This is a genomic window from Paractinoplanes deccanensis (assembly GCF_016862115.1).
GTDB classification, from domain to species: Bacteria; Actinomycetota; Actinomycetes; order Mycobacteriales; family Micromonosporaceae; genus Actinoplanes; species Actinoplanes deccanensis.
Map to the genome: position 1 here is coordinate 29194 of NZ_BOMI01000109.1, position 23360 is coordinate 52553.

The 23360-nt window shown below is 72.6% G+C and carries 18 protein-coding genes, 1 pseudogene and 1 riboswitch; of the genes and pseudogenes, 15 read left to right on the top strand and 4 right to left on the bottom strand.

The window, feature by feature from the left end:
• Window positions 1–67: 67 nt before the first annotated feature.
• Complete coding sequence (gene gcvP / locus Ade02nite_RS27630; protein ID WP_203770127.1) at window positions 68–2872, bottom strand: aminomethyl-transferring glycine dehydrogenase; 2805 nt, start codon at window positions 2870–2872, stop codon at window positions 68–70.
• A gap of 71 nt (window positions 2873–2943) precedes the next feature.
• Window positions 2944–3040, bottom strand: a riboswitch (glycine riboswitch).
• 52 nt (window positions 3041–3092) lie between these two features.
• On the opposite strand from gcvP, the gene mgrA reads away from it, so the two are divergent.
• The 5 genes from mgrA (at window position 3093) to Ade02nite_RS27655 (ending at window position 6574) form a co-directional block, all read left to right on the top strand.
• Window positions 3093–4091, top strand: coding sequence for an L-glyceraldehyde 3-phosphate reductase (mgrA, locus tag Ade02nite_RS27635; protein ID WP_203770130.1), 999 nt, complete (start codon window positions 3093–3095; stop codon window positions 4089–4091).
• Complete coding sequence (locus Ade02nite_RS27640) at window positions 4088–4744, top strand: nucleotidyltransferase domain-containing protein (RefSeq protein ID WP_203770132.1); 657 nt, start codon at window positions 4088–4090, stop codon at window positions 4742–4744. The genes mgrA and Ade02nite_RS27640 overlap by 4 nt, the downstream gene beginning before the upstream one ends.
• The gene (locus Ade02nite_RS27645; protein ID WP_203770134.1) at window positions 4741–5496 is read left to right on the top strand and encodes a nucleotidyltransferase domain-containing protein; all 756 of its coding nucleotides are present in this window, start codon (window positions 4741–4743) and stop codon (window positions 5494–5496) included. Before Ade02nite_RS27640 ends, Ade02nite_RS27645 begins: the two co-directional genes overlap by 4 nt.
• A 119-nt stretch (window positions 5497–5615) precedes the next feature.
• Window positions 5616–5993: a hypothetical protein gene (locus Ade02nite_RS27650; RefSeq protein ID WP_203770136.1), complete on the top strand. Its 378-nt coding sequence runs from the start codon at window positions 5616–5618 to the stop codon at window positions 5991–5993.
• A 2-nt stretch (window positions 5994–5995) separates the two neighbouring features.
• Window positions 5996–6574, top strand: a complete 579-nt coding sequence (locus Ade02nite_RS27655) for a P-loop NTPase family protein (RefSeq protein WP_203770188.1) — start codon at window positions 5996–5998, stop codon at window positions 6572–6574.
• 12 nt (window positions 6575–6586) lie between these two features.
• Here Ade02nite_RS27655 and Ade02nite_RS27660 read toward each other — a convergent pair whose 3' ends face one another.
• Window positions 6587–7432 carry an NAD(P)H-binding protein gene (locus Ade02nite_RS27660; RefSeq protein WP_203770138.1) on the bottom strand — a complete coding sequence of 282 codons (846 nt, stop codon included), beginning with the start codon at window positions 7430–7432 and terminating at the stop codon, window positions 6587–6589.
• A gap of 124 nt (window positions 7433–7556) precedes the next feature.
• Between Ade02nite_RS27660 and Ade02nite_RS27665 the strand changes: the two genes are divergently transcribed.
• The 5 genes and pseudogenes from Ade02nite_RS27665 to Ade02nite_RS27680 all read left to right on the top strand — a co-directional run bounded on the left by Ade02nite_RS27665 (window position 7557) and on the right by Ade02nite_RS27680 (window position 10249).
• On the top strand, window positions 7557–7937 hold the full coding sequence (locus tag Ade02nite_RS27665; RefSeq protein ID WP_203770140.1) for a winged helix-turn-helix transcriptional regulator: 381 nt from the start codon (window positions 7557–7559) through the stop codon (window positions 7935–7937).
• 9 nt (window positions 7938–7946) lie between these two features.
• Window positions 7947–8219, top strand: a pseudogene (locus Ade02nite_RS49615) (class I SAM-dependent methyltransferase); the annotation flags it as partial.
• 40 nt (window positions 8220–8259) lie between these two features.
• A complete protein-coding gene (locus Ade02nite_RS49620; protein WP_239169100.1) occupies window positions 8260–8694 on the top strand; it encodes a hypothetical protein in 435 nt (144 codons plus the stop codon).
• A 130-nt stretch (window positions 8695–8824) separates the two neighbouring features.
• Window positions 8825–9595, top strand: a complete 771-nt coding sequence (locus tag Ade02nite_RS27675; protein WP_203770142.1) for a cutinase family protein — start codon at window positions 8825–8827, stop codon at window positions 9593–9595.
• Between the two features lie 9 nt (window positions 9596–9604).
• On the top strand, window positions 9605–10249 hold the full coding sequence (locus Ade02nite_RS27680) for a nucleotidyl transferase AbiEii/AbiGii toxin family protein (RefSeq protein WP_203770144.1): 645 nt from the start codon (window positions 9605–9607) through the stop codon (window positions 10247–10249).
• 289 nt (window positions 10250–10538) lie between these two features.
• Here Ade02nite_RS27680 and Ade02nite_RS27685 read toward each other — a convergent pair whose 3' ends face one another.
• Window positions 10539–12941: a phosphoketolase family protein gene (locus Ade02nite_RS27685; RefSeq protein ID WP_203770146.1), complete on the bottom strand. Its 2403-nt coding sequence runs from the start codon at window positions 12939–12941 to the stop codon at window positions 10539–10541.
• 133 nt (window positions 12942–13074) lie between these two features.
• On the opposite strand from Ade02nite_RS27685, the gene Ade02nite_RS27690 reads away from it, so the two are divergent.
• From Ade02nite_RS27690 to Ade02nite_RS27705, 4 genes are read left to right on the top strand one after another with little or no spacing between them, the layout of a single operon-like run.
• Complete coding sequence (locus Ade02nite_RS27690; protein WP_239169096.1) at window positions 13075–14727, top strand: sulfatase-like hydrolase/transferase; 1653 nt, start codon at window positions 13075–13077, stop codon at window positions 14725–14727.
• Between the two features lie 4 nt (window positions 14728–14731).
• Window positions 14732–15622, top strand: a complete 891-nt coding sequence (locus tag Ade02nite_RS27695) for a nucleoside hydrolase (protein ID WP_203770148.1) — start codon at window positions 14732–14734, stop codon at window positions 15620–15622.
• A 27-nt stretch (window positions 15623–15649) separates the two neighbouring features.
• Window positions 15650–17017: a transaminase gene (locus Ade02nite_RS27700; RefSeq protein ID WP_203770150.1), complete on the top strand. Its 1368-nt coding sequence runs from the start codon at window positions 15650–15652 to the stop codon at window positions 17015–17017.
• 28 nt (window positions 17018–17045) lie between these two features.
• On the top strand, window positions 17046–18563 hold the full coding sequence (locus tag Ade02nite_RS27705; RefSeq protein WP_203770152.1) for a methyl-accepting chemotaxis protein: 1518 nt from the start codon (window positions 17046–17048) through the stop codon (window positions 18561–18563).
• 131 nt (window positions 18564–18694) lie between these two features.
• Here Ade02nite_RS27705 and Ade02nite_RS27710 read toward each other — a convergent pair whose 3' ends face one another.
• Window positions 18695–20275 carry a methyl-accepting chemotaxis protein gene (locus tag Ade02nite_RS27710; protein ID WP_203770154.1) on the bottom strand — a complete coding sequence of 527 codons (1581 nt, stop codon included), beginning with the start codon at window positions 20273–20275 and terminating at the stop codon, window positions 18695–18697.
• A gap of 299 nt (window positions 20276–20574) precedes the next feature.
• On the opposite strand from Ade02nite_RS27710, the gene Ade02nite_RS27715 reads away from it, so the two are divergent.
• Window positions 20575–23328 (top strand): DUF6493 family protein, encoded by a 2754-nt coding sequence (locus Ade02nite_RS27715; protein WP_203770156.1) that lies wholly within the window; start codon window positions 20575–20577, stop codon window positions 23326–23328.
• Window positions 23329–23360 lie beyond the last annotated feature (32 nt).

The window sequence follows — 23360 nt, forward strand, 5'->3', positions numbered from 1 at the left end:
CACAGTAGCGGATCAAGAACGCCGACCCTGGCCTGAGGGAGCACCCCCAGACCAGGGCCGACCGGGCTCACTCCTCGAACGCCGACGGGTCCGGGCACGAGCACACGAGGTTGCGATCCCCGTAGGCCCCGTCGATGCGGCGCACCGGCGGCCAGTACTTCGCCGTCCGGTCCACCCCGGCCGGGAAACCCGCCACCGACCGCGGGTACGGGTGCTCCCACTCATCCGCCGTCACCGCGGCCGCCGTGTGCGGCGCGTTCGCCAGCGGGTTGTCCCCCGCCGGCCACACGCCCGCCGCCACCTGATCGATCTCCCCCTTGATCGCGATCATCGCGTCGCAGAACCGGTCCAGCTCCGCGAGGTCCTCGCTCTCGGTCGGCTCCACCATCAGCGTGCCGGCCACCGGGAACGACATCGTCGGCGCGTGGAACCCGTAGTCGATCAGCCGCTTCGCCACGTCGTCCACGGACACCCCGGTCGCCTTCGTGATCGGCCGCAGGTCGAGGATGCACTCGTGCGCCACCAGGCCGTTGTTGCCCGCGTACAGCACCGGGAAATGCGTGCCGAGCCGCGCCGCCACATAGTTGGCCGCCAGCACCGCCGCACCGGTCGCCGCGACGAGCCCGTCCGGGCCCATCATCCGCAGATAAGCCCACGAGATCGGCAGGATGCCCGCCGACCCGTGCGCCGCCGCCGACACCGCGTGGTGCTCCCCGGAGGCCAGCGGGTCACCCGGCAGGAACTGCGCCAGGTGCGCACGCACCGCCACCGGGCCGACACCCGGGCCGCCACCACCGTGCGGGATGCAGAACGTCTTGTGCAGGTTCAGGTGCGACACGTCCGCGCCGAACCGGCCCGGCCGCGCATAGCCGACCAGCGCGTTCAGGTTCGCCCCGTCCACGTACACCTGGCCGCCCGCGTCGTGCACCGCCGCGCACAGGTCCGCGATCGACGTCTCGTACACCCCATGGGTCGACGGGTACGTCACCATGATCGCCGCGAGGCTGTCCCGGAAAGCATCGATCTTGGCGTGCAGGTCCGCCATGTCCACGTTGCCGTTCTCGTCGCACGCGACCACCACCACCCGCATGCCCGCCATCACCGCGCTCGCCGCGTTCGTCCCGTGCGCACTCGACGGGATAAGGCACACCGTGCGGTGCTCCTCGCCCCGCGACCGGTGATAACCACGAATCGCCAGCAGACCCGCCAGCTCACCCTGCGACCCCGCGTTCGGCTGCACACTCACCGCGTCATAGCCGGTGATCTCCGCGAGCCAGCCCTCCAGCGACGACACCAGATGCTCATACCCGGCCGTCCGCGACGCCGGCGCGTACGGATGGATGTTCGCGAACTCCGGCCAGGTCACCGGCTCCATCTCCGTGGTGGCGTTCAGCTTCATCGTGCACGACCCCAGCGGGATCATGCCCCGGTCCAGCGCGTAGTCCCGGTCCGACAGCTTGCGCAGATACCGCAGCATGCTCGTCTCCGAGTGATGCGACCGGAACACCGGATGCGTCAGATACTCACTGGTACGCCCCAGCGGCTTCGCCCCGCACTCCGCCGGCGCCGCGGCCGGCACCCCGAACGCGGTCAGCACCGTCGCCACATGCGCCGCCGTGGTCGTCTCGTCACACGCCACCGACACGTGATCCGCGTCCACCAGCCGCAGGTCCACACCCTCGGCCGCCGCAGCCGCCACGATCTGCGCGGCCCGCCCCGGCACCACCGCCGTCACCGTGTCGAAGAACGCGTCACTGCTCACCGCGATCCCCGCCGCCCGCAGACTCCCCGCCACCAGCAGCGCGTGATCATGCACCCGCTTCGCGATCGCCCGCAGCCCCGCCGGCCCGTGATACACCGCGTACATGCTGGCCATCACCGCCAGCAGCACCTGCGCCGTGCAGATGTTGCTCGTCGCCTTCTCCCGGCGGATGTGCTGCTCACGCGTCTGCAAAGCCAGCCGGTACGCCGGAGCACCGTCCGCGTCCTTCGACACACCCACCAGCCGGCCCGGCAACGACCGCTCCAGCCCCGAGCGCACCGCCAGATAGCCGGCGTGCGGGCCACCGAAGCCCAACGGCACCCCGAACCGCTGCGTCGTGCCCGCCGCGATGTCCGCGCCGATCTCCCCCGGCGCCCGCAACAACGTCAGCGCCAGCAGATCGGCCGCCACCGTCACCAGCGCACCCACCGCGTGCGCCGCCTCCACGAGCGCCGCGTGATCCCGTACGGCTCCCGACGCCCCCGGGTATTGCAGATGCAGACCGAAGAACTCCGCCGGCAACTCCGCGCCCGCGTCCAGATCCACCAGCCGCAGCTCGATGCCCAGCGGCTCCGCCCGGGTCCGCAACACCGACAACGTCTGCGGCAACGTGTCCGCGTCCACCACGTACACCGCCGACTTCGACTTCGACGCCCGCCGCGCCAGCGTCATCGCCTCGGCCACCGCCGTGCCCTCGTCCAGCATCGACGCGTTCGCCGTCGTCAGCCCGGTCAGATCGGTCACCATCGTCTGGAAGTTCAGCAACGCCTCCAGCCGGCCCTGGCTGATCTCCGGCTGATACGGCGTGTACGCCGTGTACCACGCCGGGTTCTCCAGCACGTTCCGCCTGATCACCGCCGGCGTGAACGTCCCGTAATACCCCAGGCCGATCATCGAGGTCGTCACCTCGTTGCGCCCCGCGATCGCCCGCAACTCCGCGATCGTCTCCTCCTCACTCGCCGCGGCGGGGAGGTCGAGAGTGCCGTGCCAGCGAATCACCTCGGGGATCGCGGCATCCATCAGGGCGTCCAGCGACGCGTACCCGATGGTCTTGAGCATATGGGTCTGCTCGTCCTGGTCCGGACCGATGTGCCGGGATGCGAACGTCATGACGGCTCCTAGGAGAGGTCGACAAGGCGGCCTCCCCCTCTGTCACGCGCTGCTCGCACGCTTCAGAGTCGCCTGCCCATGCGGTCCTTTGTGCCTGAGAGGTTCCGGGGAGGATTTGCCCCTTCGGCGCCACCAGCTAACCCTGGTGATCTCTCCCGCATGGCTAGGGACCAAACTACCAGTGGACAAAGCACAGCCAGGAAACCGGAAGGGTAGGACTGTGACCTACACCCCCGCGGACAACCGCTACGACACCATGACCTACCGGCGCACGGGCCGCAGCGGTCTGCGCCTGCCCGTCATCTCCCTCGGCCTCTGGCACAACTTCGGCGACGCCCGCCCCTGGCAGCGCCAGCGCGACATCGTCCGCCGCGCCTTCGACCTCGGCGTCACCCACTTCGACCTGGCCAACAACTACGGGCCGCCGCCCGGCAGCGCCGAAACCAACTTCGGCCGCATCCTCGGCACCGACCTCAAGGCCCACCGCGACGAGATCGTCATCTCCACCAAGGCCGGCTACTACATGTGGCCCGGCCCCTACGGCGAGTGGGGCAGCCGCAAATACCTCGTCAGCAGCCTCGACCAGTCCCTCAAGCGCCTCGGCCTGGACTACGTCGACATCTTCTACCACCACCGGCCCGACCCCGACACCCCGCTCGAGGAGACCATGGGCGCCCTCGACGCCGTCGTCCGCGCCGGCAAAGCCCAATACGTCGGCCTCAGCAACTACACCTCCGAGCAGACCGCCGCCGCGGCCGCCATCCTGCGCGACCTCGGCACCCCCCTGCTCATCCACCAGCCCTCCTACTCGATCCTCAACCGCTGGATCGAGAAGGACAACCTGCTCGACACCCTCGAGACCGCCGGCGCCGGCTGCATCGCCTACAGCCCCCTGCAGCAGGGCCTGCTCACCGACCGCTACCTCGGCGGCATCCCCGACGACAGCCGCGTGCGCACCAGCGTCTTCCTCAACGAGAGCGACCTCGACAACGCCACCCTCGGCCGCATCCACGCCCTCAACGACATCGCCAAGCGCCGCGGCCAGTCCCTCGCCCAGATGGCCCTCGCCTGGGCCCTGCGCGACGAGCGCATGACCAGCCTCATCATCGGCGCCAGCAGCGTCGAACAGCTCGAGAACAACGTCGCCGCCATCGACAACCTCCCCCTCAGCGACGACGAGATCGGCGCGATCGACGGCACGGTCCTCGACCTGCCATGACCACCATCCTCGGGGTCGTGGTCGGCTCCCGCGCCTACGGCCTCGCCGTGCCGGGCTCCGACCACGACCGCCGCGGCGTCTACGCCGCACCCACCCGCCTCTTCTGGCGCCTCGACAAACCACCCACCCACCGCGACGGCCCCCGCGACGAAGAGTTCTCCTGGGAGATCGAGCGCTTCTGCACCCTCGCCCTGCAGGCCAACCCCACCGTCCTCGAAGTGCTCTGGTCGCCCCTCGTCGTGACCCTCACCGCCGACGGCGAAGACCTGCGCTCCGTACGCCACGCCTTCCTCTCCCGCCGCGTCGCCGACACCTACGGCTCGTACGCCCGCGACCAGCTCACCCGCGTCGCCAACCGCCGCGAGCGCACCGGCGAGACCAACCACAAACAGGCCATGCACATGATCCGCCTGCTCATGGCCGGCACCCACGTCCTGCGCACCGGCGAGATCCTGCTCGACGTCACCGGCCACCGCGACCGCCTGCTCGCCGTCAAACACGGCCACGTCCCCTGGCCCGAGATCACCGCCTGGGCCACCGAGCTGCAGAACGACCTCGCCACCGCCGCCGCCGAGACCCGGCTGCCCGCCACCCCCGACCGCGACACCATCAACCACCTGCTGACCCGGGTACGAGAACGAGGACTGCGATGACGCTCGACGTGCCCTCCTGGTCCGCGGACATCGTCGCCGCCCTCCCCCACCCGGTGATCTTCGCGACGGTCAGCGGCGCCCACCTCTACGGCTTCGCCTCCACCGACTCCGACCTCGACCTGCGCGCCGCCCACCTGCTGAGCGCCTCCGCGGTCGTCGGCCTGCGCACCGGCCCCGAAACCCTCCAGAGCTCCGGCGTCCGCGACGGCGTCGAGCTCGACGTGGTCAGCCACGACCTGCTCAAGTTCGCCCGCCTGCTCAACAGCCGCAACGGCTACGTCCTCGAACAGCTGCTCTCGCCGCTGGTCGTCGCCACCAGCCCGCTGCACGCCACGCTCACCGAGCTCGCCGGCGCCTTCGTCACCAGCAACCACGCCCACCACTATCTGGGCTTCGCCGCCACCCAGCGCAAGCTGTTCGACAAGACCGGTGAGCTCAAACCGGCGCTGTATCTGCTGCGCGTTCTGCTCACCGGCCGCCATCTGATGCGCACCGGGGAATTGCAAACGGACCTCAACGTCCTCGGCGCCGAAATCGCCTACGTGCCGGAACTGATCGCCCGCAAACGCGACGCCGAGCACGGCCCGTTCCCCGCCGCACTGACTTCCAGGCTGCTTCACGACGCGGAAGAACTGCGGGCGGAATTGGAAGCCGCCCGCGACGCGTCGTCTCTTCCGCCCACGCCGCCGGACGAGGCGGTCACCGCGTTGCACGAGCTAGTGGTCCAGGCCCGGCTCTCCACGGTTCTTTGAGGGGGACGTCGGCGAAGCCGTCGTATTGGTGTTTTGGTGCGGCGTGCCGCACTGCCTATAGAGCATCCTAGGACTCTAGGAATTACGTTTCTCCAGCAACGTCGGTTTACGCTGATCGCATGCGCGCCACTGTTGCTCACGTTCACCTCGCTCGGCCGCACCGGCCGGTTCTCGTGGCGGGCACCCTCGGCGAGTTGCGCGGCCCCACGACCGGCCTGGTCGCCTTGCCGCTCCGGCTCTGGTGGGGGCCGCAGCGCGCCTTCGACCTGTCCGAGCCGACCATGCTCACCTGGATGTACGAGAACGTCCTGCGCGAGGCCATCCGCGTCGACGAGCTGCGCACCTACCTCGACGGCGCGACCCTGGCGCGCGTGTGGCCCGACCTGAACCTCCCCCGCGCCGTCCGCGCCGCCTGGGAGACCCGGCACCCCCGGCTGCGCCTGGCCGCCGCCCGCCGCGCCGCCGACCGGCTCGCCGAGGCCGTCCCGGCCAGCTGACCGTGCCGCTGCTGAGATGGCACGACACCTTGCCCGGCCGGCCCCAGCGGGTGCTGATAGCGGGCACCTCCGGCGCGGGCAAGACGACTCTCGCCACGCTCGTCGCCCAGCGGTGGCAGCTGCCCCGGGTCGAGCTCGACGCCCTGCACCACGGGCCGAACTGGCAGCCGCGGCCGGCGTTCGCCGCCGACGTCGAGGCCTTCGCGCGGCAACCGCGCTGGGTCACCGAATGGCAGTACACCGCGAAGCTCGGTGACCTGCTGCACGGCCGGGCGGACTGCGTGGTGTGGCTGGACCATCCCCGTCACCTGGTGATGCGCCAGGTCGTCGGCCGCACCCTCGCCCGTCGCCTTCAGCGCCGGGAGCTGTGGAACGGCAACGTCGAGCCGCCGCTCTGGACCGTGTTCACCGATCCTGAGCATGTGCTCCGCTGGGCCTGGCGTACGCACGGTGGCCCGGGACGGCGGGTGGCGGCGCTGCTGGACCAGCGCGGCGACGACGTGATCGTGGTCCGGCTCCGGGGCCGCCGCGAAGTGACACAGTGGGCCGAGCGCGCCCTCGGCGGCACAGCCGCTACATGATCCGGATCCGGTTCACGGGGTGGCGCGGAACGCGTCGACGGCGCGGGCGGCCCATGCCGCGAACGGCTGCGGCGGGCGGCCCAGCACGGTCGCCACGTCCGGGCTGATCCGCCGTTCGGCCTCGGCCGGGCTGCCGAGGATCGCCAGCGTGCCCTCGACCACCTCCGGCGGCATGAACCGCAGCATCTGGGCGCGGGCCTCGTCCGGTGTCTGCTCGACGAAGCGGATCGGCTCCCCCAGCGCGGCCGCCAGGTCCGCGACACGGTCACGCGGGGTGGTCAGGGCCGGGCCGGTCAGCTCGTACGTCCGGCCGTCGTGGGCGGGGTCGCGCAGCGCGGCGGCGGCCACCTCGGCGATGTCCTGCGGATCGACCACCGGCAGCCCCACGTCGCCGAAGGGTGCCGCCACGACCCGCCCGGCCCGGATCGGCTCGGCCCAGGCGAGGGCGTTGGAGGCGAAGCCGCCGGGGCGCAGGATCGTCCACCCCAGACCGGATTGGCGGACGAGCTCCTCGATGGCGGCCAGGGGCGCGTGCGAGGCCGCCCCCGGCCGGGTGCGGACCGCCTGCGACGACTGGAGCACGAGGCGCTTCACCCCGGCGGAGACGGCGACCCGCAGGATCTCGGGCATGTCGAGGTGGGCTCCGGCGCCCTCGACGAGCAGGAAGAGCGCCTCGGCGCCGTCGAGCGCCGGGCGCAGGCTCTGCGGGCGTTCGAGGTCGGCGCGCCGGTGGCGGACCCCGTCCGGCGCGGCCGGGCGGCGCCCGCGGGACACGGCGGTCACCGGGTCGCCGGCGGAGGCGAGCAGCGACACGAGCGGACGGCCGACGTTGCCGGTGGCGCCTATCACGACGTACATGCTGGTTCTCCCGTTCGGCCGCGTCGTTCGCGCGGCTGACGGCAACGCTAGTAGCGTCGATATAGTAGGTACCTACAGGATACTAATGGGTTTGTGGCGCAGCACACATGAGGCGGAGGGACACATGAGACGGTCGGCGGATCCCGAGCTCGCCTGCCCTGTCTCCCCGGTCGTGGACATCGTGTTCAGCCGGTGGACGACGCCCATCCTGTGGACCCTGCACGAGCACGGCCGGCAGCGTTTCGTCGAGCTGAAGGGCCGGCTGACGAGCATCACGCCCAAGGTGCTCACGCAGCGGCTGCGCCAGCTCGAGCGCGACGGGCTCGTGCGGCGCAGCTATCACGCCGAGGTGCCACCCCGGGTGGAGTACGAGATCACCGAGCTGGGCGCCAGCCTCGGGCCCCTCTTCGCGCACCTGACCACGTGGGCCGACGCCAGCCTGGGCCGGGTGGAGCAGGCCCGGCGCGCCTACGACGCCCAGAACGGGATGGCGCCGCCCTCCTAGGGTGACCGCATGGATCACGCCTCGTCGTTCGGGACCGCCGCCACCGCCTATGCCGAGCACCGTCCCGATTACGCCCTCGCCGCCGTGCGGTGGGCACTCGACCCGGCACCCGGCCGGCGGGTGCTCGACCTCGGTGCCGGGACCGGCAAGCTCACCGCCACGCTGATCGCCGCCGGGGCCGAGGTCACCGCGGTCGAGCCGGACGCCGCGATGCTGGCCGAGCTGCGCCGCGCGCTGCCCGGTGCCGCCGCGCACCAGGGCAGCGCCGAGGCGATCCCGCTGCCGGGCGCGGCCGTCGACGCGGTGCTGTCGGGGCAACGCCATGCACTGGTTCGACCTGGCCGCCGCCGGGCCGGAGATCGCCCGGGTGCTCACGCCGGGCGGCGTCCTGGCCGGGCTCTGGAACGTGCTGGACGACAGCGTCGCGTGGGTCGCCGAGCTGGCACGCGCCGGCGGCCCGGCGGTCGTCGGCCCGCGCGACACCCCGGCGAGCTGGCGCGCCGCCACGGCCGGGATGCGCGTGCCCGGCTTCGGCGAGCCGCAGCGGGCCGCGTTCGCGCACGGGCAGCGCCGCACCGCGGACTCGCTGGTGGCGACGCTGGCCACCCGGGCCGGTCTGCTGGTCATGCCGGAGGGCGAACGACGGGCCACGCTGGAGCGGATCCGCGGTTTCCTGGCGAGCCGGCCGGAGACCGCGGACGGCGAGTTCGATCTTCCGATGCTCACCTGCGTGCACCGCGTACTGCTTGAGCCTTGAACGTCACCGTCGGTGACAGACCCGCCGGGCGAGGTAATTCACTCCTGCGTGTTCAACCGCAAGGCCGCCACGCTGCGTATCACTGGGCAGCTATCTGCACCGGCAGTGCTTTTTTGGCGGAAGGAGCGGCATGATGCGCAGAAGCGGGAACACGGCGAAGATCGCCACCATCGGAGCGGGCGCCGCGCTCGTCGCGGCGGGGCTGTTCGCGGCGCCGCAGGCATTCGGCGGAACGGCGAACGACACGGCGGGTCAGGCGGGCCGGGGCGCGACGAAGGTGGCGGCGCCGGCGGGTTCGTGCGCGGCGGTGCACATCATCGCCACCCGGGCGTCGACCGAGCGGCCCGGCGCCGGCATCATCGGCTCCCTGGCCGCCTCGGTGCAGCGGGCCAGCCGGCAGACGATCAGCACCGAGGCCACCGACTATCCGGCCGTGCTCAACCCGTACGGCCCCAGCGTCTCCGCGGGTGTCCGGGCGCTGACCGGGCAGATCACGCGCAAGGCCCAGCAGTGCCCGGGCACCAAGCTGGTGCTGATGGGCTATTCGCAGGGCGCGCACGTGATCGGTGACGTGCTCGCCGGCAGCGGGCGGCAGGCGGTCACCACCCCCACCCAGCCCTTGAACGCGCAGCTCGCGGCGAAGGTGACCGCGGTGATCCTGATGGGCGACCCGCGGTACGTGCCGAACAAGGACTTCAACGCCGGCACGAGCCGCACCGCCGGCCTCTTCCCGCGCGGCGGCGACGCGCCGCTCGACGGCTTCGCGCCGAAGATCCAGTCCTACTGCGACACGGGCGACAACTTCTGCGCGCGCGGCGCGAGCCTGGCCACGCATCTGGGCTACACCCGCAAGTACAACGCCGCCGCGCAGCGGTTCGTGCTGCAGCGCATCGGCGGATAACCTACCGGGGTGGCGAGCGTCGACGACTTCTACCGCGACGTCGCGCGGATCGCTCTCGCCGTCGCCACCAAACACGGGTTCGTCCTCGGGGGCGGAGTCGCCTGGCTGGTCAACGGCCTGGTGGCCCGCCCCACCGAGGACGTCGACCTGTTCACCGACGCGCCCGGCGGGGTGGCCGCCGCCGCGGGCGAGGTCACCGCGGCGCTCAAGGCCGCCGGCTATCGGGTGGTCGCCGAGGAGGGCGACGAGCTGTTCGAGGGCATGGCCACCGACATCCAGGAGTTCCTGGTCGCCGGCGGGCACCGGGCGCTGCGGCTCACGCTGTGCCGCCTCGACCGGCAGCGCGCACCCGTCGTCATGGAGCTCGGCCCGGTCATGCACCTCGACGACCTCGTCGCCACCAAGGTCGCCGCCCTGGTCAACCGGCGCGAGGTCCGCGACTACATCGACGTGGCCGCCGCGCTGGAACGCTACCCCCTCTCCCAGATCATGGAGTTGGCGCACGCCGCCGACCCCGCCCTCGACCCGGACGACATCGCCGACGCGGGCCGCTACCTGGACCGCCTCGACGACGCCCGGTTCGCCCTCTACGGCCTCGGCCCCGCCGAGATCGCAGCGCTGCGCCACCGCCTGGCGCAATGGCCCCGCGCGTAGGCTCCGCGGCGGCACCAAGGCGCGGACAGCCGCTAGCTGCTCCAGAGCAAACACCCAAGGACGCCGGATCTTGGGGGATGCGATGAGCGGCCGCAAGGCTGTGTCAGGTGGCTCGGAAGCCGAAAGGGGGCGAAGTGGCCGAGGCAGTTCCGGAGCCGCACCCTGCGCACCCGGGGTTCGGGCTCTGATCGCGCATCCGGCGGGCGGACGACGGCGTTGTCGCGCGGACGATTTCCCGGCGAGGAGTCCCGGGCACGGGCCGCCACCGGCCCGCGCCCGGGGCTCGGGCTCAGGACCTGGTGGCCCAGTCGCCGAGGGTCCAGTCGCGGACCTCCGGCATGTCCTCGAGGTGCTCGACCACGTAGGACTCGTGGCGGCGCAGCTGGGACTCGCACCAGTTCTTCAGGTCCTCGGCGCCGCGGGGCAGGCGCTTGGCGTTGTTGATGGCGTCCATGACCAGGTGGTAGCGCGACGCCCGGTTGCGGACCGTCATGTCGAACGGGGTGGTGGTCGTGCCCTGCTCGATGAAGCCGCGCACCCGGAACCGGTCGGCGTCGGGGCGGCCGTGCACCAGCTGGTGGATGGCGCCGGGGAAGCCGTGGAAGGCGAACACCACGTCGACGGTGTCGGTGAACAGCTCGGTGAACAGGGTCTCGCTCATGCCGTGCGGGTGGTCCTTGGGGCGCACCAGCGTCATCAGGTCGACCACGTTGACCACGCGCACGCGCAGGCCGGGCAGCTTGTCGCGCAGGATCTGCGCGGCGGCGACCGTCTCCATGGTGACCACGTCGCCGGCGCAGGCCAGCACGATGTCGGGGTCGCTGGTGCCGTCGTCGGTGCCGGCCCAGTCCCACACGCCGGCGCCGCGGGCGCAGTGCTCGATCGCCTCGTCCATGGTCAGCCACTGCAGCTGCGGCTGCTTGTCGATGACGATGAGGTTGACGTAGGAGCGGCTGCGGAAGCAGTGGTCGGCCACCGACAGCAGGCAGTTCGCGTCCGGCGGCAGGTAGATGCGGCTGACGTCGCCGCGCTGGGTGAGCACCACCTGGATGAGGCCGGGACCCTGGTGGGAGAAGCCGTTGTGGTCGTTGCGCCAGGCGGTGGAGGTGAGCAGGATGTTGAGGCTCGGCACCTTGGCCCGCCAGGGCAGGTGGCTCGCCTCCTCGAGCCACTTGCTGTGCTGCACCGTCTGCGACGCGCTGACCATCGCGAACGCCTCGTAGGTGGCGAACAGGCCGTGCCGGCCGGTCAGGTTGTAGCCCTCGAGCCAGCCGTGGCAGTTGTGCTCGCTGAGCACCTCCATGACCCGGCCGCCGGGGCCGATGGCCACGTCGTCGGGGGTGACGTGTTCCATGAACGCCCGGTCGGAGACCTCGAAGACGGCGCCGAGCCGGTTGCTGTTGGTCTCGTCGGGGCTGAACAGCCGGAACCGGTCGGGGTTGCGGCTGTAGATGTCGCGCATCATCTCGCCGAGCCGCCGGGTCGACTCGGCCCGCTCGGTGGCGGGCTGGTCGACCTTGACCGCGTAGTCGCGGAAGTCGGGCAGGTCGAGGTCGCGGGTGAGCAGGCCGCCGTTGGCGTGCGGGGTGGCGCTCATCCGCTTGTCGCCCTCGGGCGCGGCGGAGCGGACCAGCTCGACCGGGGCGCCGTCGTCGCCGAACAGCTCCGCCGGCCGGTACGACTCGAGCCACTGCTGGAGCAGGGCCAGGTGCTCGGGGTTGTCGCGCACGCCGGACAGGGGCACCTGGTGGGCCCGGAACGTGCCGGCGACGTGCACGCCGTCGACCTCCTCGGGGCCGGTCCAGCCCTTCGGGGTGCGCAGCACGATCAGCGGCCACCGGGGCCGGGTGCCGTCCGCACCGCCCGTACGGGCGGTGTCCTGGATGGTTTTGATCTGCTCGTACGCCGAGGCGAGCGCGGCGGCGAACCGGGTGTGCATGCCGGGCAGGTCGGCGCCCTCGACCTCGATCACCTCGTAGCCGTGCCCGCGCAGCAGCTCGCGCACCTCGGCCGGGTCCTTGCGGGCCAGCACCGTCGGCCCGGAGATCTTCGCCCCGTTGAGGTGCAGGATCGGCAGCACGGCACCGTCGTGGGCCGGGTTGAGGAAGGAGATGCCCTTCCACGAGCCCTCCAGCGGCCCGGTCTCGGCCTCGCCGTCGCCGACCACGGCGATCGCGAGCAGGTCGGGGTTGTCCATCACCGCGCCGAACGCGTGCACCAGCACGTAGCCCAGCTCGCCGCCCTCGTGGATGGAGCCGGGCGTGGTGACCGAGACGTGGCTGGGGATGCCGCCGGGGCTGGAGAACTGGCGGAACAGGCGCAGCATGCCCGCCTCGTCCCGGGTGACGGCGGGGTAGATCTCGCTGTAGGTGCCCTCGAGCCACCCGGCGGCCACCAGGGCGGGACCGCCGTGCCCGGGGCCGGTGAGGTAGAGAGCGTCCTGCCCGGTGTGGCGGATCAGGCGGGACACGTGGGCGTAGACGAACGACAGGCCGGGGCTGGTGCCCCAGTGCCCGAGCAGCCGGGGCTTGATGTGCTCCGGCTTGAGCGGCTCGCGCAGCAGGGGGTTGGCCTGCAAGTAGATCTGGCCGATGGTCAGGTAGTTCGCGGCACGCCACCAGGCGTCCATCTGGGCGATCTCCGCCTCGGTGGGCGTCGATAGCAGGTCCGAGGTTGCCGTCGGCACGGGCATGTCCTCTCACTTCGCGGTCGTTGGCTTGAACCTAGGCCTACCCCAAGGCGGGCCATAGAGTCTTTGGTACTGGTCCGAAGTGACTTTGGAATGTCGGTGAACCGTCCGGGGCTGTGCATCCGTTCCCCCTGGCGTGCTGCAACGCGTCCGTGCCTTCGTCCGCCGCCCCAGGATCCAGCTGTCGCTCACCGTCCTGGCCGGGCTTCTCCTCTTCGCCTTCCTGATCTTCCCGAACATCCTGTCCCGCCTGAACCCCGTGACCTTTGTCCGGATTCCGATCGAAGCGGCCTTCGTCCTGGTGCTCCTGTTCGCTCTGCCGCCGCGGCCACGTCGCGTGACGAGCCTGGTCATCGGTGTCCTGCTCGGCTGGCTGGTCGTCGAGAAATGCCTGGACATGGGCTTCTTCGAGGAGCTCAACCGCCCGTTCGACCCGATCCTGGACTGGGTGCTGTTCGACGACGCGTTCAGCTTCGCGACCGACTCCTACGGCCGGCCCGCCGCGGTCGGCGCGGCCGCCGCCGTCCTCCTGCTGGTCGTCTCGATCATGGCAGTGGCCTGCTGGGCCGTGCTGCGCATCGGCGCGCTCGCCGCCCGGCACCGCCGCCGCTCGGCGATCACCGCGGGCGGCGTCGCGGTGGCCTGGGCGCTGACCTTCTCTCTCGGTGTCTCCGTGTACGGAGCGGTGCCCGTCGCCGCGCGCAGCACCGCCACGTACGCGTGGGACCGCGCCCACCAGGCCCGCGCCGGCCTGCGCGACGAGGCGAACTTCGCCAAGGAGGTCGCCGACGACGCCTTCGCGACCGTGCCCGCGAGCCAGATGCTCACCGCGCTGGCCGGCAAGGACGTCATCTTCACCTTCGTCGAGAGCTACGGCCGCAGCGCCGTCGAGCACCCCGCGCTCGCCCCGCTGGTCGGCCCGGTCCTCGACTCCGGCACCGCCCAGCTGAAGGCCGCCGGCTACGCCGCGCGCAGCGGCTGGCTCACCTCACCCACCTTCGGCGGCGGCAGCTGGCTCGCGCACGCCACCTTCGAGTCCGGGCTGTGGATCAACAACGAGAAGCGGTACCGCAACCTCGTCTCCACCGACCGGCTCACCCTCACCCGCGCGTTCCACGACAAGGGCCACCGCACGGTCAGCGTGATGCCCGGCGCGACCCGGGCCTGGCCCGAGGGAGCCTTCTACGGCTACGACCAGGTGTGGGACTCGCGCAACCTCGGCTACAACGGCCCCAAGTTCAGCTGGGCGCCGATGCCCGACCAGTACACGTTGAAGCAGCTCAACACCATCGAATACAAGAGGCCGGGCCGCAAGCCGCTGATGGTCGAGATGCCCCTGGTGTCCAGCCACACCCCGTGGGCGCCGATCCCCGACTACCTGCCCGACTGGGACCAGGTCGGCGACGGCTCGGGCTACCACGCGATGGTCGCGAACGGCACGAAGCCCAAGGCGCTGTGGGCCGAGCCCAAGAAGGTCCGCGCCGAGTACGGCAAGTCCATCCGGTACTCGCTCACCACCCTGATCAACTGGATCACCCGGTACGGCGACGACAACCTCGTGATGGTCTTCCTCGGCGACCACCAGCCGTCCCCGATCGCCGCCGGCGCGAACGCGAGCCACGACGTGCCGATCACCATCGTCGCCAAGGACCCGAAGGTGCTCGACCGCATCACCGGCTGGGGCTGGGCCGACGGCCTCAAGCCGCGCAGCGGCACGCCGGTGTGGCCGATGAACGCGTTCCGGGACCGGTTCCTGACCGCGTTCGGCACGCAGGCTGCCGCATCATGAACGCATGATCCTCTATCTCGACTGCGACACCGGCATCGACGACGCGATCGCCGTCGCGTTCCTGCTGGCCCACCCCGGCGCCGACCTCAAGGGCATCGGCACGGTCAACGGCAACACGTCGGCGGTGCAGGCCGCCCGCAACACGCTGGGCCTGCTCGCCCTGGCCGGCCGCGACGACATCCCGGTCGCGGTCGGCGAGGGCGAGATCAAGCGCGGGGCGAAGGTCGTGCACGGCGACAACGGCGTGGGCGGCGTGGCGCTGCCGGCGACCGGGCGGCCGGACCCGCGTACCAGCGTGCGGTTGCTCCTCGATCTGTCCCGCCAGCACCCCGGCGAGCTGCACCTGCTGGCCACCGGCCCGTGCACCAACCTCGCCGAGGCGCTGTGCCAGGACCCTACCCTGCCCGGACGGGTCCGCGGCGTCACCGTCATGGGCGGCGCCGTGCGGGTGCCCGGCAACATCACCCCGCGCGCCGAGGCGAACATCGGCGACAACCCGGCCGCCGCCGACGCTGTGCTCACCGCCGCCTGGCCGGTCACCCTCGTGCCGCTCGACGTGACCCTGCGGCACCGCTGGTCCGAGCAGGACCGCGCCCGGCTGGGCGCGACCCCGCTGACCCGGGCGCTGGCCGCCATGCTGCCGGCCTATCTGGACTTCTACGAGGGCCGTACGGGCGAGCGCCGCGTCCCGCTGCACGACCCGCTCGCCGCCGCGATCGCGACCGGCGACGTCACGCCGAGCCACGCGGAGGATCTGCCGCTGCGCGTCGCCCCCGACGGCCACATCACCGAGGAGGGCGGCCGATCGGTCCGCGTGATCTTCGGCGTGCAGGACGGCGCGGAACAGATCATCCTGGAGCGGATCAACGGAATCAGTCGTTCAGCTCTCGCCTGAACAACAGATCATTAGTAGCATCGCGCCATGCCGACGGAATCCGGAGTCGACCGCGGTCGTCTCGCCCAGCTGACCGCCCGCGAGAAGGCCGCCTTCGCCGAGCGCAACCCGCGCTCCGCCGCCGCCTACCAGCGGTCCGGCCACCTCTTCGGCCGCGTGCCGATGACCTGGATGAACAAGACCGCAGCCGGCTTCCCGCTCTACGTCGAGCGCGCCCGCGGCAACCGGATCACCGACGTCGACGGCCACGACTACCTCGACTTCGCCCTCGGCGACACCGGCGCGATGGCCGGGCACTCCCCCGATCCCGTGGTCGAGGCGGTCACCCGCCGCCTCGCCACCCTCGGCGGCGCCACCACCATGATGCCGACCGAGGACGCGGCCGTCGTGGCCGCCGAGCTGAGCCGCCGCTTCACCGTGCCGTACTGGAGCTTCGCCCTGACCGCGACCGACGCCAACCGGTGGGCCATCCGCCTGCTGCGCGCCGTCACCGGCCGCCCGAAGATCCTGTTCCACAGCTACTGCTACCACGGCTCGGTCGACGAGTCGCTGATCGTCGTCGGCCCCGACGGGCACGGCCGCAGCCGCGAGGGCAACGTCGGCGCGCCCACCGACGTCACCACCACCAGCCGGGTCGCCGAGTTCAACGACCTGGCCGGCCTCGAACGCGAGCTCGCGCACGGCGACGTCGCCGCGGTGCTCATGGAGCCGGCGCTGACCAACATCGGCATCGTGCTGCCCGAACCCGGCTACCTCGCCGGGGTCCGCGAGCTGACCCGCAAGCACGGCACCTACCTGATCAACGACGAGACGCACACCTTCTCGGCCGGCCCCGGCGGCGCCACCGCGTTCTGGGGACTGTCACCCGACGTGGTCACCATCGGCAAGGCCATCGGCGGCGGAATCCCCGTCGGGGCGTACGGCCTGTCCGAGGAGCTCGCGACGGCCCTGACCGGCCGCACCGACCTCGACCTGGTCGACATGGGCGGCGTCGGCGGCACCCTGGCCGGCAACCCGGTGTCCCTGGCCGCCACCCGCGCCTGCCTCGGCGAGGTCCTGACCGACACCGCCTTCACCGGCATGATCGACACCGCGACGGCCTTCGCCGCCGGCATCCGCAAGATCATCGAGTCGTACGCGCTGCCGTGGTCGGTCAGCCAGCTCGGCGCCCGCGTCGAATACCGCTTCGCCGACCCCGCCCCGCGCAACGGCACCGAGTCGGCCGCCCACGCCGACGCCGAGCTGGAGGACCTCCTGCACGTCTACCTCGCCAACCGCGGCGTGCTCCTCACCCCCTTCCACAACATGGCCCTGATGTCACCGGCCACCACCGTCGAGGACGTCGCCCGCCACCACGAGATCTTCGACGAGGCACTGCACGAACTCACGTCGTAAACCGCGTCGGAATCCGTAGCCTGAGGGCATGGGTCTGTTCGGTAGCCGCCAGCAGCAGCCCGAGCCTCCCGCTCGGCTCACGCCACCGCGCGACATCGAAGCGCTGGAGGAACTGGCCCAAAACCTGGAGAGCGCCACCGGCGAGGGCAGCACCTGGCGCATCTACGCCTCCACCTACGTCGAGTTCTACGACATGGAGTACGGCGCCGTCTGGTGCGTGGAGAACGGCGGCGTCCGCCTCGAATACGAGCTCGGCCGCCTCAAGGGCCGGCTCACCGGGCAATCCAGCCTCGTGCAGCAGGCCCTGCGCACCGGGCAGCCCGTCTACGCCGCCGAGGGCGACGCCCCCACCGACGCCCGCTTCCAGGCAGCGCTGCGCGCCGGCGCCAAGGGCGCGGTCGTCGTCCCCGCCGTACGCGGCTCCAAGGTCGTCGCCCTGATGGAGTACTACGGGCGCAACGAGGTGGCCATGGACGCCGCCCTGATCAGCAAATGGGGCGCGATCGGCCGCCTCGCCGAGCAGATCCGCGTCGCCGCCCTCGCCGCCTTCCACACCCGCCAGATCGCCGACGACCGCCTCGCCGTCACCAGCGTCGTCACCGCCCTCGGCCGCACCGCAAGCTCCGACCTGGCCATCAAGGCCGCCCTCGACGCCGTGCGCACCTCCTTCGGCTGGGCCTACGGCTCCTACTGGCAGATCGACGACGAGGAGAACGTCCTCCGCTTCCAGGTCGAGTCGGGCAGCGCCGGCGACGAGTTCCGCAAAGTCACCCTCGCCGCCACCTTCGCCGAGGGCGTCGGCCTGTCCGGCCGCGCCTGGCGGCAACGCGACCTCGTCTTCGTCCGCGACATCGGCGAGCTCACCGACTGCGTCCGCGCCCCCGCCGCCCAGCGCGCCGGCGTCCGCTCCGGCGTCTGCTTCCCCGTCGTCACCGGCGACCGCATCATCGGCACGATGGACTTCTTCACCACCGAGTACGTCGAGCTCTCCGACTCGCGCACCGAGGCCCTGCGCAACGTGCAGCAACTGGTCTCCCAGCGCCTCGAGGTCGTCCGCGCCGCCGAAGCCGCCGCCGCCAACGCCCGCGCCCTGCTCGACACCGTCGACCGCCTCCGCGGCGCCACCGCCGACGCCACCCGCGTCGCCGACGAGGCCGTCACCCGCGCCTCCGCCATGACCGGCGACGTCAGCGCCCTCGGCGACGCCTCCAACGCCATCGGCGACGTCATCCAGATCATCTCGTCCATCGCCGACCAGACCAACCTGCTCGCCCTCAACGCCACCATCGAAGCCGCCCGGGCCGGCGAGATCGGCAAGGGCTTCGCCGTCGTCGCCGGCGAGGTCAAGGAACTCGCCCGCGAAACCGCCGAGGCCACCAAGAAGGTCTCCGAACAGATCGCCGCCCTCCAGGCCAGCGCCGAATCGGTCGCCGGCGGCATCCGCGACACCAGCGAGACCATCCACCAACTCGACGCGGTCCAGACCCGCATCGGCGAGGTCCTCGAGGAACAGGCCACCATGGCCCACGCCCTGGAAGCCTCCTGACACCACTCGGCCTCACCAGGCCCGGTCAGCGGCTGAGCAGCGATCGCCGTGACCTCAGCGCGTTTCGCTTGGCGGGCGACACGCGACGAATGGCCCGCCGGGGAACCGGGCGGGCCATTCGAACGCTTGGCTCAGTAGCGGAAGCGGGACACCACAGCCTGCAGCTGACCCGCCGTCGCGGCCAGGTCGTCGGCGGCGTGGCGGGTGTCGCCGACCGTGGCCGTGGTGCGCTGGGTCGCGTCGGAGACGGTGCCGATCGTGGCGGCGATGTCGCCGGCGCCGGCGGCGGCCTCCGACAGGGTGCGGTTCATCTCCTGGGTGGTGGCGGTCTGCTCCTCCACCGCCGAGGCGATGGTCATCTGGATGCCGTTGATGCGCTCGATGATCGCCGAGATCTCGCCGATCGCGGTGACCGCGCCGTCGGTGTCGGTCTGGATCGCCTGCACGCGGCGGGAGATGTCCTCGGTGGCCTTCGCCGTCTCCTGCGCCAGGTCCTTCACCTCGCCGGCCACGACCGCGAAGCCCTTGCCCGACTCGCCCGCCCGGGCCGCCTCGATGGTGGCGTTCAGGGCCAGCAGGTTCGTCTGCTCGGCGATCGAGGTGATCACCTTGACCACCGAGGCGATCTCGGACGACGACTCGCCGAGGCGGGCCACGATCGCGTTCGTCGCCGAGGCGACCTCCACCGCCTGCACGGCCACCTCGGAAGCCTCCGTCGTGGACACGCTGATGTCGCGGATCGCCGAGCCCATCTCCTCCGAGCCGGCCGACACGACCTGCAGGTTGTTCGAGACCACGTCGGCGGCCGCGGCCACCGTGCCGGCCTGCGACGACGCCTCGTTGGCGGCCGACTCCACCTGGCCCGACACGGCAGTGAGCTGACCGGCGGCGGCGTTCAGCGTGGTCGCGTTGCCGGCGAGCTGCACGACGTCCTCGCGCAGCCGCGCCACGGCCTGGTCCATCGCCACGGCCATCTTGCCGACCTCGTCCTGCGTGGTCACCCCGGTGGTACGGGTGAGGTCGCCCTCGGCGAGACCCTCGGCGACCCGCGACACCTCGCGGACCGTGCTGCGCACCCGGCCGGCCACCCGGAACCCGAGCAGCGTGCTCAGCAGAACGCCGGCCACCAGCAGGATGCCGACCGTCCACGTCGCCTTGTTGGCGGCCGCGTTCGCGTCCGCGATCGCCTGCTCCGACAGCGCCTCCGCGCGGGTCGTCAGCGCGGTCTGGTCCTCGCCCAGCGCCGTGTAGATGGTGTTGTAGTCGGTGACCGCCTGCTGCAACTCGGCGGCGGTGGCCTTCGTGAAGTCCTGATTGTTGAAGTCGACGTAGTCCTGCCAGTCGCTCGCGGCCTTCGTGACCGCCGCGGTGCCCGTCGCGTCGCCGGCGAAGGCGGCGTTCAGATCCTTCAGCGCCTCGTCGACCGCGTCCGCGTTCGCCTCACGGTTCTTGGTGAGCGCGTCCTTGAGCGTCGGGTACAGCTTGAGCGCGGACGTGTTGCCGCTGTACGCCTCGATGTTCTTGCTGAAGGCCGCGGTGGCCGATTCCAGAGCCACGGTCCGCCGCTGCGATTCCGCGGCGTCCGTGTTCTGGGTCCGCAGGGTGGCGAGGGCGACGCCGCCCACCACGAGCCCGCTGACCGTGCCGACCAGGACCGCCGCGCCGATCTTCGTCCGCAGCGACCGGTTGTCGAACGCTGATGTCAGTCCCATCCCCGATGCCTCTCCTGTCCGTATTTCGCACCCGCGCAGATCGGCATCCAGGGCGGGGCTCATGAGAAGTCGCGGCCAGGTTCCGCCGAGAATGTTTCACGATCACGGTAATGCCCCGTCCGGGTGATGGCGGACGATTTCGCCGCATAAGCCCGGGCCGCCCGTCGCCGCGCCGAGCCCGTCCCCTGAGGCGCACACCCCCTAAGCCGTCCTAGGAGGCTAGGTTCCCTGCCTCCTAGGCGGGAACGAATGTGGCGGAATCGGGGCGGAGAGGCGCGAGTGGTCGCTACCTTCCCCTCATGGCCACGGCTACTGAGAAACCCGCCGGCCGCGGCACGAGGACGACGCCGCCGGCCACCGCCGCGCCGGCGACCACAAAGACGGCGACCACAACGGCGGCGACCACAACGGCGGCGAGCACAACGGCAGCCCCCGCCCGCCGGTCCGGCCGGGGATCACGCCGGCCGTGCTTCGACGAGCTCCTCCAGCTGCTCGACGAGGGCGACGCCGACGACGTGGCCGACGCCCTGCTGCTGCTGAGCGAGCCCCAGCGGCGCGCCCTGGCCCCTCGGATCCGCACCGTCGACCCCGCCCCGCCGACCGCGGGCACGGCGGCCAAAGGGCGCCCCCGCCGCTCCACCCGGGCCCGCGCCGACGACCGCGCCCGGCGCGAGGGCGCGCTGCTGGCCGCCGGCGCCGGCTGCCTGCCCACCACCGAGGACGTGGTCTCCTGGCTGCGTTCCCCGCGCTTCGAGGGCGACCTGCCCGGGCGCACCATCGCCGCCGTCGTCCGGGTCCTGCAGGCACAGGGACGCCCCGCCCTGGCCGAGGTGGCCACCGCCCTTGCCGATCAGTTGACGCATCACGACCACGACCGCGGCGAATGGGCCCTCACCGCCGCGGCCCTGCGCGCCGCCGGGCTGCCCCCGCCCCCGACCGAGCCGATGCTGCGCGGCTGGGTCCGCCACCTGTCCGCCGTCCGCGAGCAGGCCCCCGCCCAGGCCGCCGGCGCCCTCGCCGCCCGCCTCGCCGAGGACCCCTGGCTGGAGGTGCAGCTGCCCGCCCTGCTCGCCTCGCCCAGGGTCGCCGCCGACCTCGGCGACACCTGGCCCGCCGCCCTGGCCCTGCTCGCCGCCGGCAAGCGCATCGACCGCCGCGAGCTGATCGCCCTGCTGGTGAGCCGCCTGCGCTCCGGCGACCGGGGCGCCGCCCTGCGCCCGGTCCTGGACACCTTCCGCCACCTCGACCCCACGCCGGAGGAGCGGGCCGCGCACCGCGACGACTTCCTCGCCATGCTCGCCGAGCCCAGCGGCCCGGTGGCCGAGCTCGCCCAGCGCACGCTGCGCACCCTCGACGACGCGGGCCTGCTGGACGCCGGCACGGTCGCCGCCGCCGCGCACGCTGCCCTCGCCCGCACCGAGAAGAAGCTGGTCCGGGCCCAGTTCGCCTGGCTCGACCGGGCCGTCACCCGCCATCCCGAGGCCGCCGCCGACCTGCTGGACGCCGCGACCTCCGTGCTGGACAGCGACGACGCCGAGGTGGCCGAGCGCGCGCTGCGGGTCCTCAGCCACCACTCCGCCGGGCCCACCGCCCTGCGGCCGGCCGCCGACGCGCTCGGCGGGGACCTGCGCTGCCAGGCCGGCGAGCTGCTCGGTGAGCCGGCGATCCCGCCGGCGCCGCGTTTTCCGCCCGCTCCCGTCCCGTACACCTCGGCTCCTCTGCCCCCGGCGATCGGCAGCCTCGCGGAACTGGCGGCCGTCCTCGGTGGCGGCCCGCTGGACGGCGCCGCGCGCGAACGCGTCCTGGCCGCGATCGTCAAGTTCGCCGGGTCCGCGCGCGCCGACCTCGCGCAGACCCTCGCCCGCTTCGCCTCCGACACCGCCTCTCCCCTCGCGGATCTCTTCCAGGCCCTGGTGCCGCCCGCGCTCGCCGAGGCCGCCCGCACCCTCCCCACCCAGGTGTACGGGCCGGTAGGCGCCCGCCGGCCCGCGCCCGCGCCACCCCCGGCACCGGCACCGGCCGCCGGGAGGCGGCCCGAGCGCCTGCCCCCTCCCGACGAGATGCTGCGCCTGCGAGTCCGGGAGCTCGCCGGCCAGCTGGGCCGGGGCGACGGCCCGCCCGCGCTGCTCGCGACGCCGGCCACCCAGGACGGTCACGTCGACCCGGCGCGCCTGTTGCTGCGCCTCGCCTCCGCCGAGCGGGCCGGATGGCAGCCCGGCCCGTACGACCTGGCCCAGGCCCTGCTGCGGCTGCCCCGCGAGACGCCGCCGACCGTGCTGGCCGCGGCCGAACGGCTCAACTCCACGGCCGGGCGCCGCTTCGCCGCGTGGCTGCGCGCCGGCGGCCTGCCCGACCCGGCGATCACCGTGGTCGCGCCGCCCGGCGGCCCGGAGCAGCGGACGGTCGCGTTCGCCCCGCTCGACGCGCCCGGCCTGGCCGTACCGCCGGGCCTGCTGGCCCTCCCCGCCGACCGCGTCCACCCCGCCGCGGGCGACCCCGCCGGATGGGCGACGGTCCTGCCCAGCCATCGCGAGATCACCGCCGCCCACCTGCTGCACTGCCCGTCCGAGGAGCGCTCCGCCGGTATGGTGTCGGCGCTGGCCCGGTCGGCCGGCCCGTTCGGGCCCGCCATGGCTCTCGTCCTGGCGCGGGGCCTGACCGCGGCCGAGGCCGGCTGCCGCCACGACGCCGCCACGGCGGTCGCCCATCTCGCCCGCCACGGCGGCCTGGACGCCGGCCTGCTCGGCCGCGAGCTCGCCCTGCTGCTGCGCGCGCACCACGACGACCTGCCCCTGACCACCGGCGCGCTGGCCGACCTGGCGCGCGGCGGCGCCCAGCACGCGGTCTGGGCGGTCCTGCACGCCGTGGTCCCGGCCCTGCTGCGCCTCGACCCGGCGCCGGCCGGCCTGCCGGACCTGCTCGCGCTCGCCACCGCCACCGCCGCCGCCATCGGCGCCCGCGCCGACCTGCCCGAGGTGACGGCGGCGGCCGCGCTCCCCGAGCGCACCCGCCTCAAGAACGAGGCCGCCCGCCTGGCCCGCACGCTGTCCTGACGGCGGCCGGCCGAGCGGACGCGGCCGCCCGC

Excerpts from the sequence above, each read along its gene's own strand:
- Ade02nite_RS27665 (WP_203770140.1), top strand. The coding sequence starts at position 7,557 with ATGAGACGGTCGGCGGATCCCGAGCTCGCCTGCCCTGTCTCCCCGGTC.
- gcvP (WP_203770127.1), bottom strand. The coding sequence starts at position 2,872 with ATGACGTTCGCATCCCGGCACATCGGTCCGGACCAGGACGAGCAGACC.
- Ade02nite_RS49620 (WP_239169100.1), top strand. The coding sequence starts at position 8,260 with ATGCACTGGTTCGACCTGGCCGCCGCCGGGCCGGAGATCGCCCGGGTG.
- Ade02nite_RS27705 (WP_203770152.1), top strand. The coding sequence starts at position 17,046 with ATGGGTCTGTTCGGTAGCCGCCAGCAGCAGCCCGAGCCTCCCGCTCGG.
- Ade02nite_RS27685 (WP_203770146.1), bottom strand. The coding sequence starts at position 12,941 with ATGCCCGTGCCGACGGCAACCTCGGACCTGCTATCGACGCCCACCGAG.
- Ade02nite_RS27675 (WP_203770142.1), top strand. The coding sequence starts at position 8,825 with ATGATGCGCAGAAGCGGGAACACGGCGAAGATCGCCACCATCGGAGCG.
- Ade02nite_RS27645 (WP_203770134.1), top strand. The coding sequence starts at position 4,741 with ATGACGCTCGACGTGCCCTCCTGGTCCGCGGACATCGTCGCCGCCCTC.
- Ade02nite_RS27700 (WP_203770150.1), top strand. The coding sequence starts at position 15,650 with ATGCCGACGGAATCCGGAGTCGACCGCGGTCGTCTCGCCCAGCTGACC.
- Ade02nite_RS27650 (WP_203770136.1), top strand. The coding sequence starts at position 5,616 with ATGCGCGCCACTGTTGCTCACGTTCACCTCGCTCGGCCGCACCGGCCG.
- Ade02nite_RS27660 (WP_203770138.1), bottom strand. The coding sequence starts at position 7,432 with ATGTACGTCGTGATAGGCGCCACCGGCAACGTCGGCCGTCCGCTCGTG.
- Ade02nite_RS27710 (WP_203770154.1), bottom strand. The coding sequence starts at position 20,275 with ATGGGACTGACATCAGCGTTCGACAACCGGTCGCTGCGGACGAAGATC.
- Ade02nite_RS27640 (WP_203770132.1), top strand. The coding sequence starts at position 4,088 with ATGACCACCATCCTCGGGGTCGTGGTCGGCTCCCGCGCCTACGGCCTC.
- Ade02nite_RS27695 (WP_203770148.1), top strand. The coding sequence starts at position 14,732 with ATGATCCTCTATCTCGACTGCGACACCGGCATCGACGACGCGATCGCC.
- Ade02nite_RS27715 (WP_203770156.1), top strand. The coding sequence starts at position 20,575 with ATGGCCACGGCTACTGAGAAACCCGCCGGCCGCGGCACGAGGACGACG.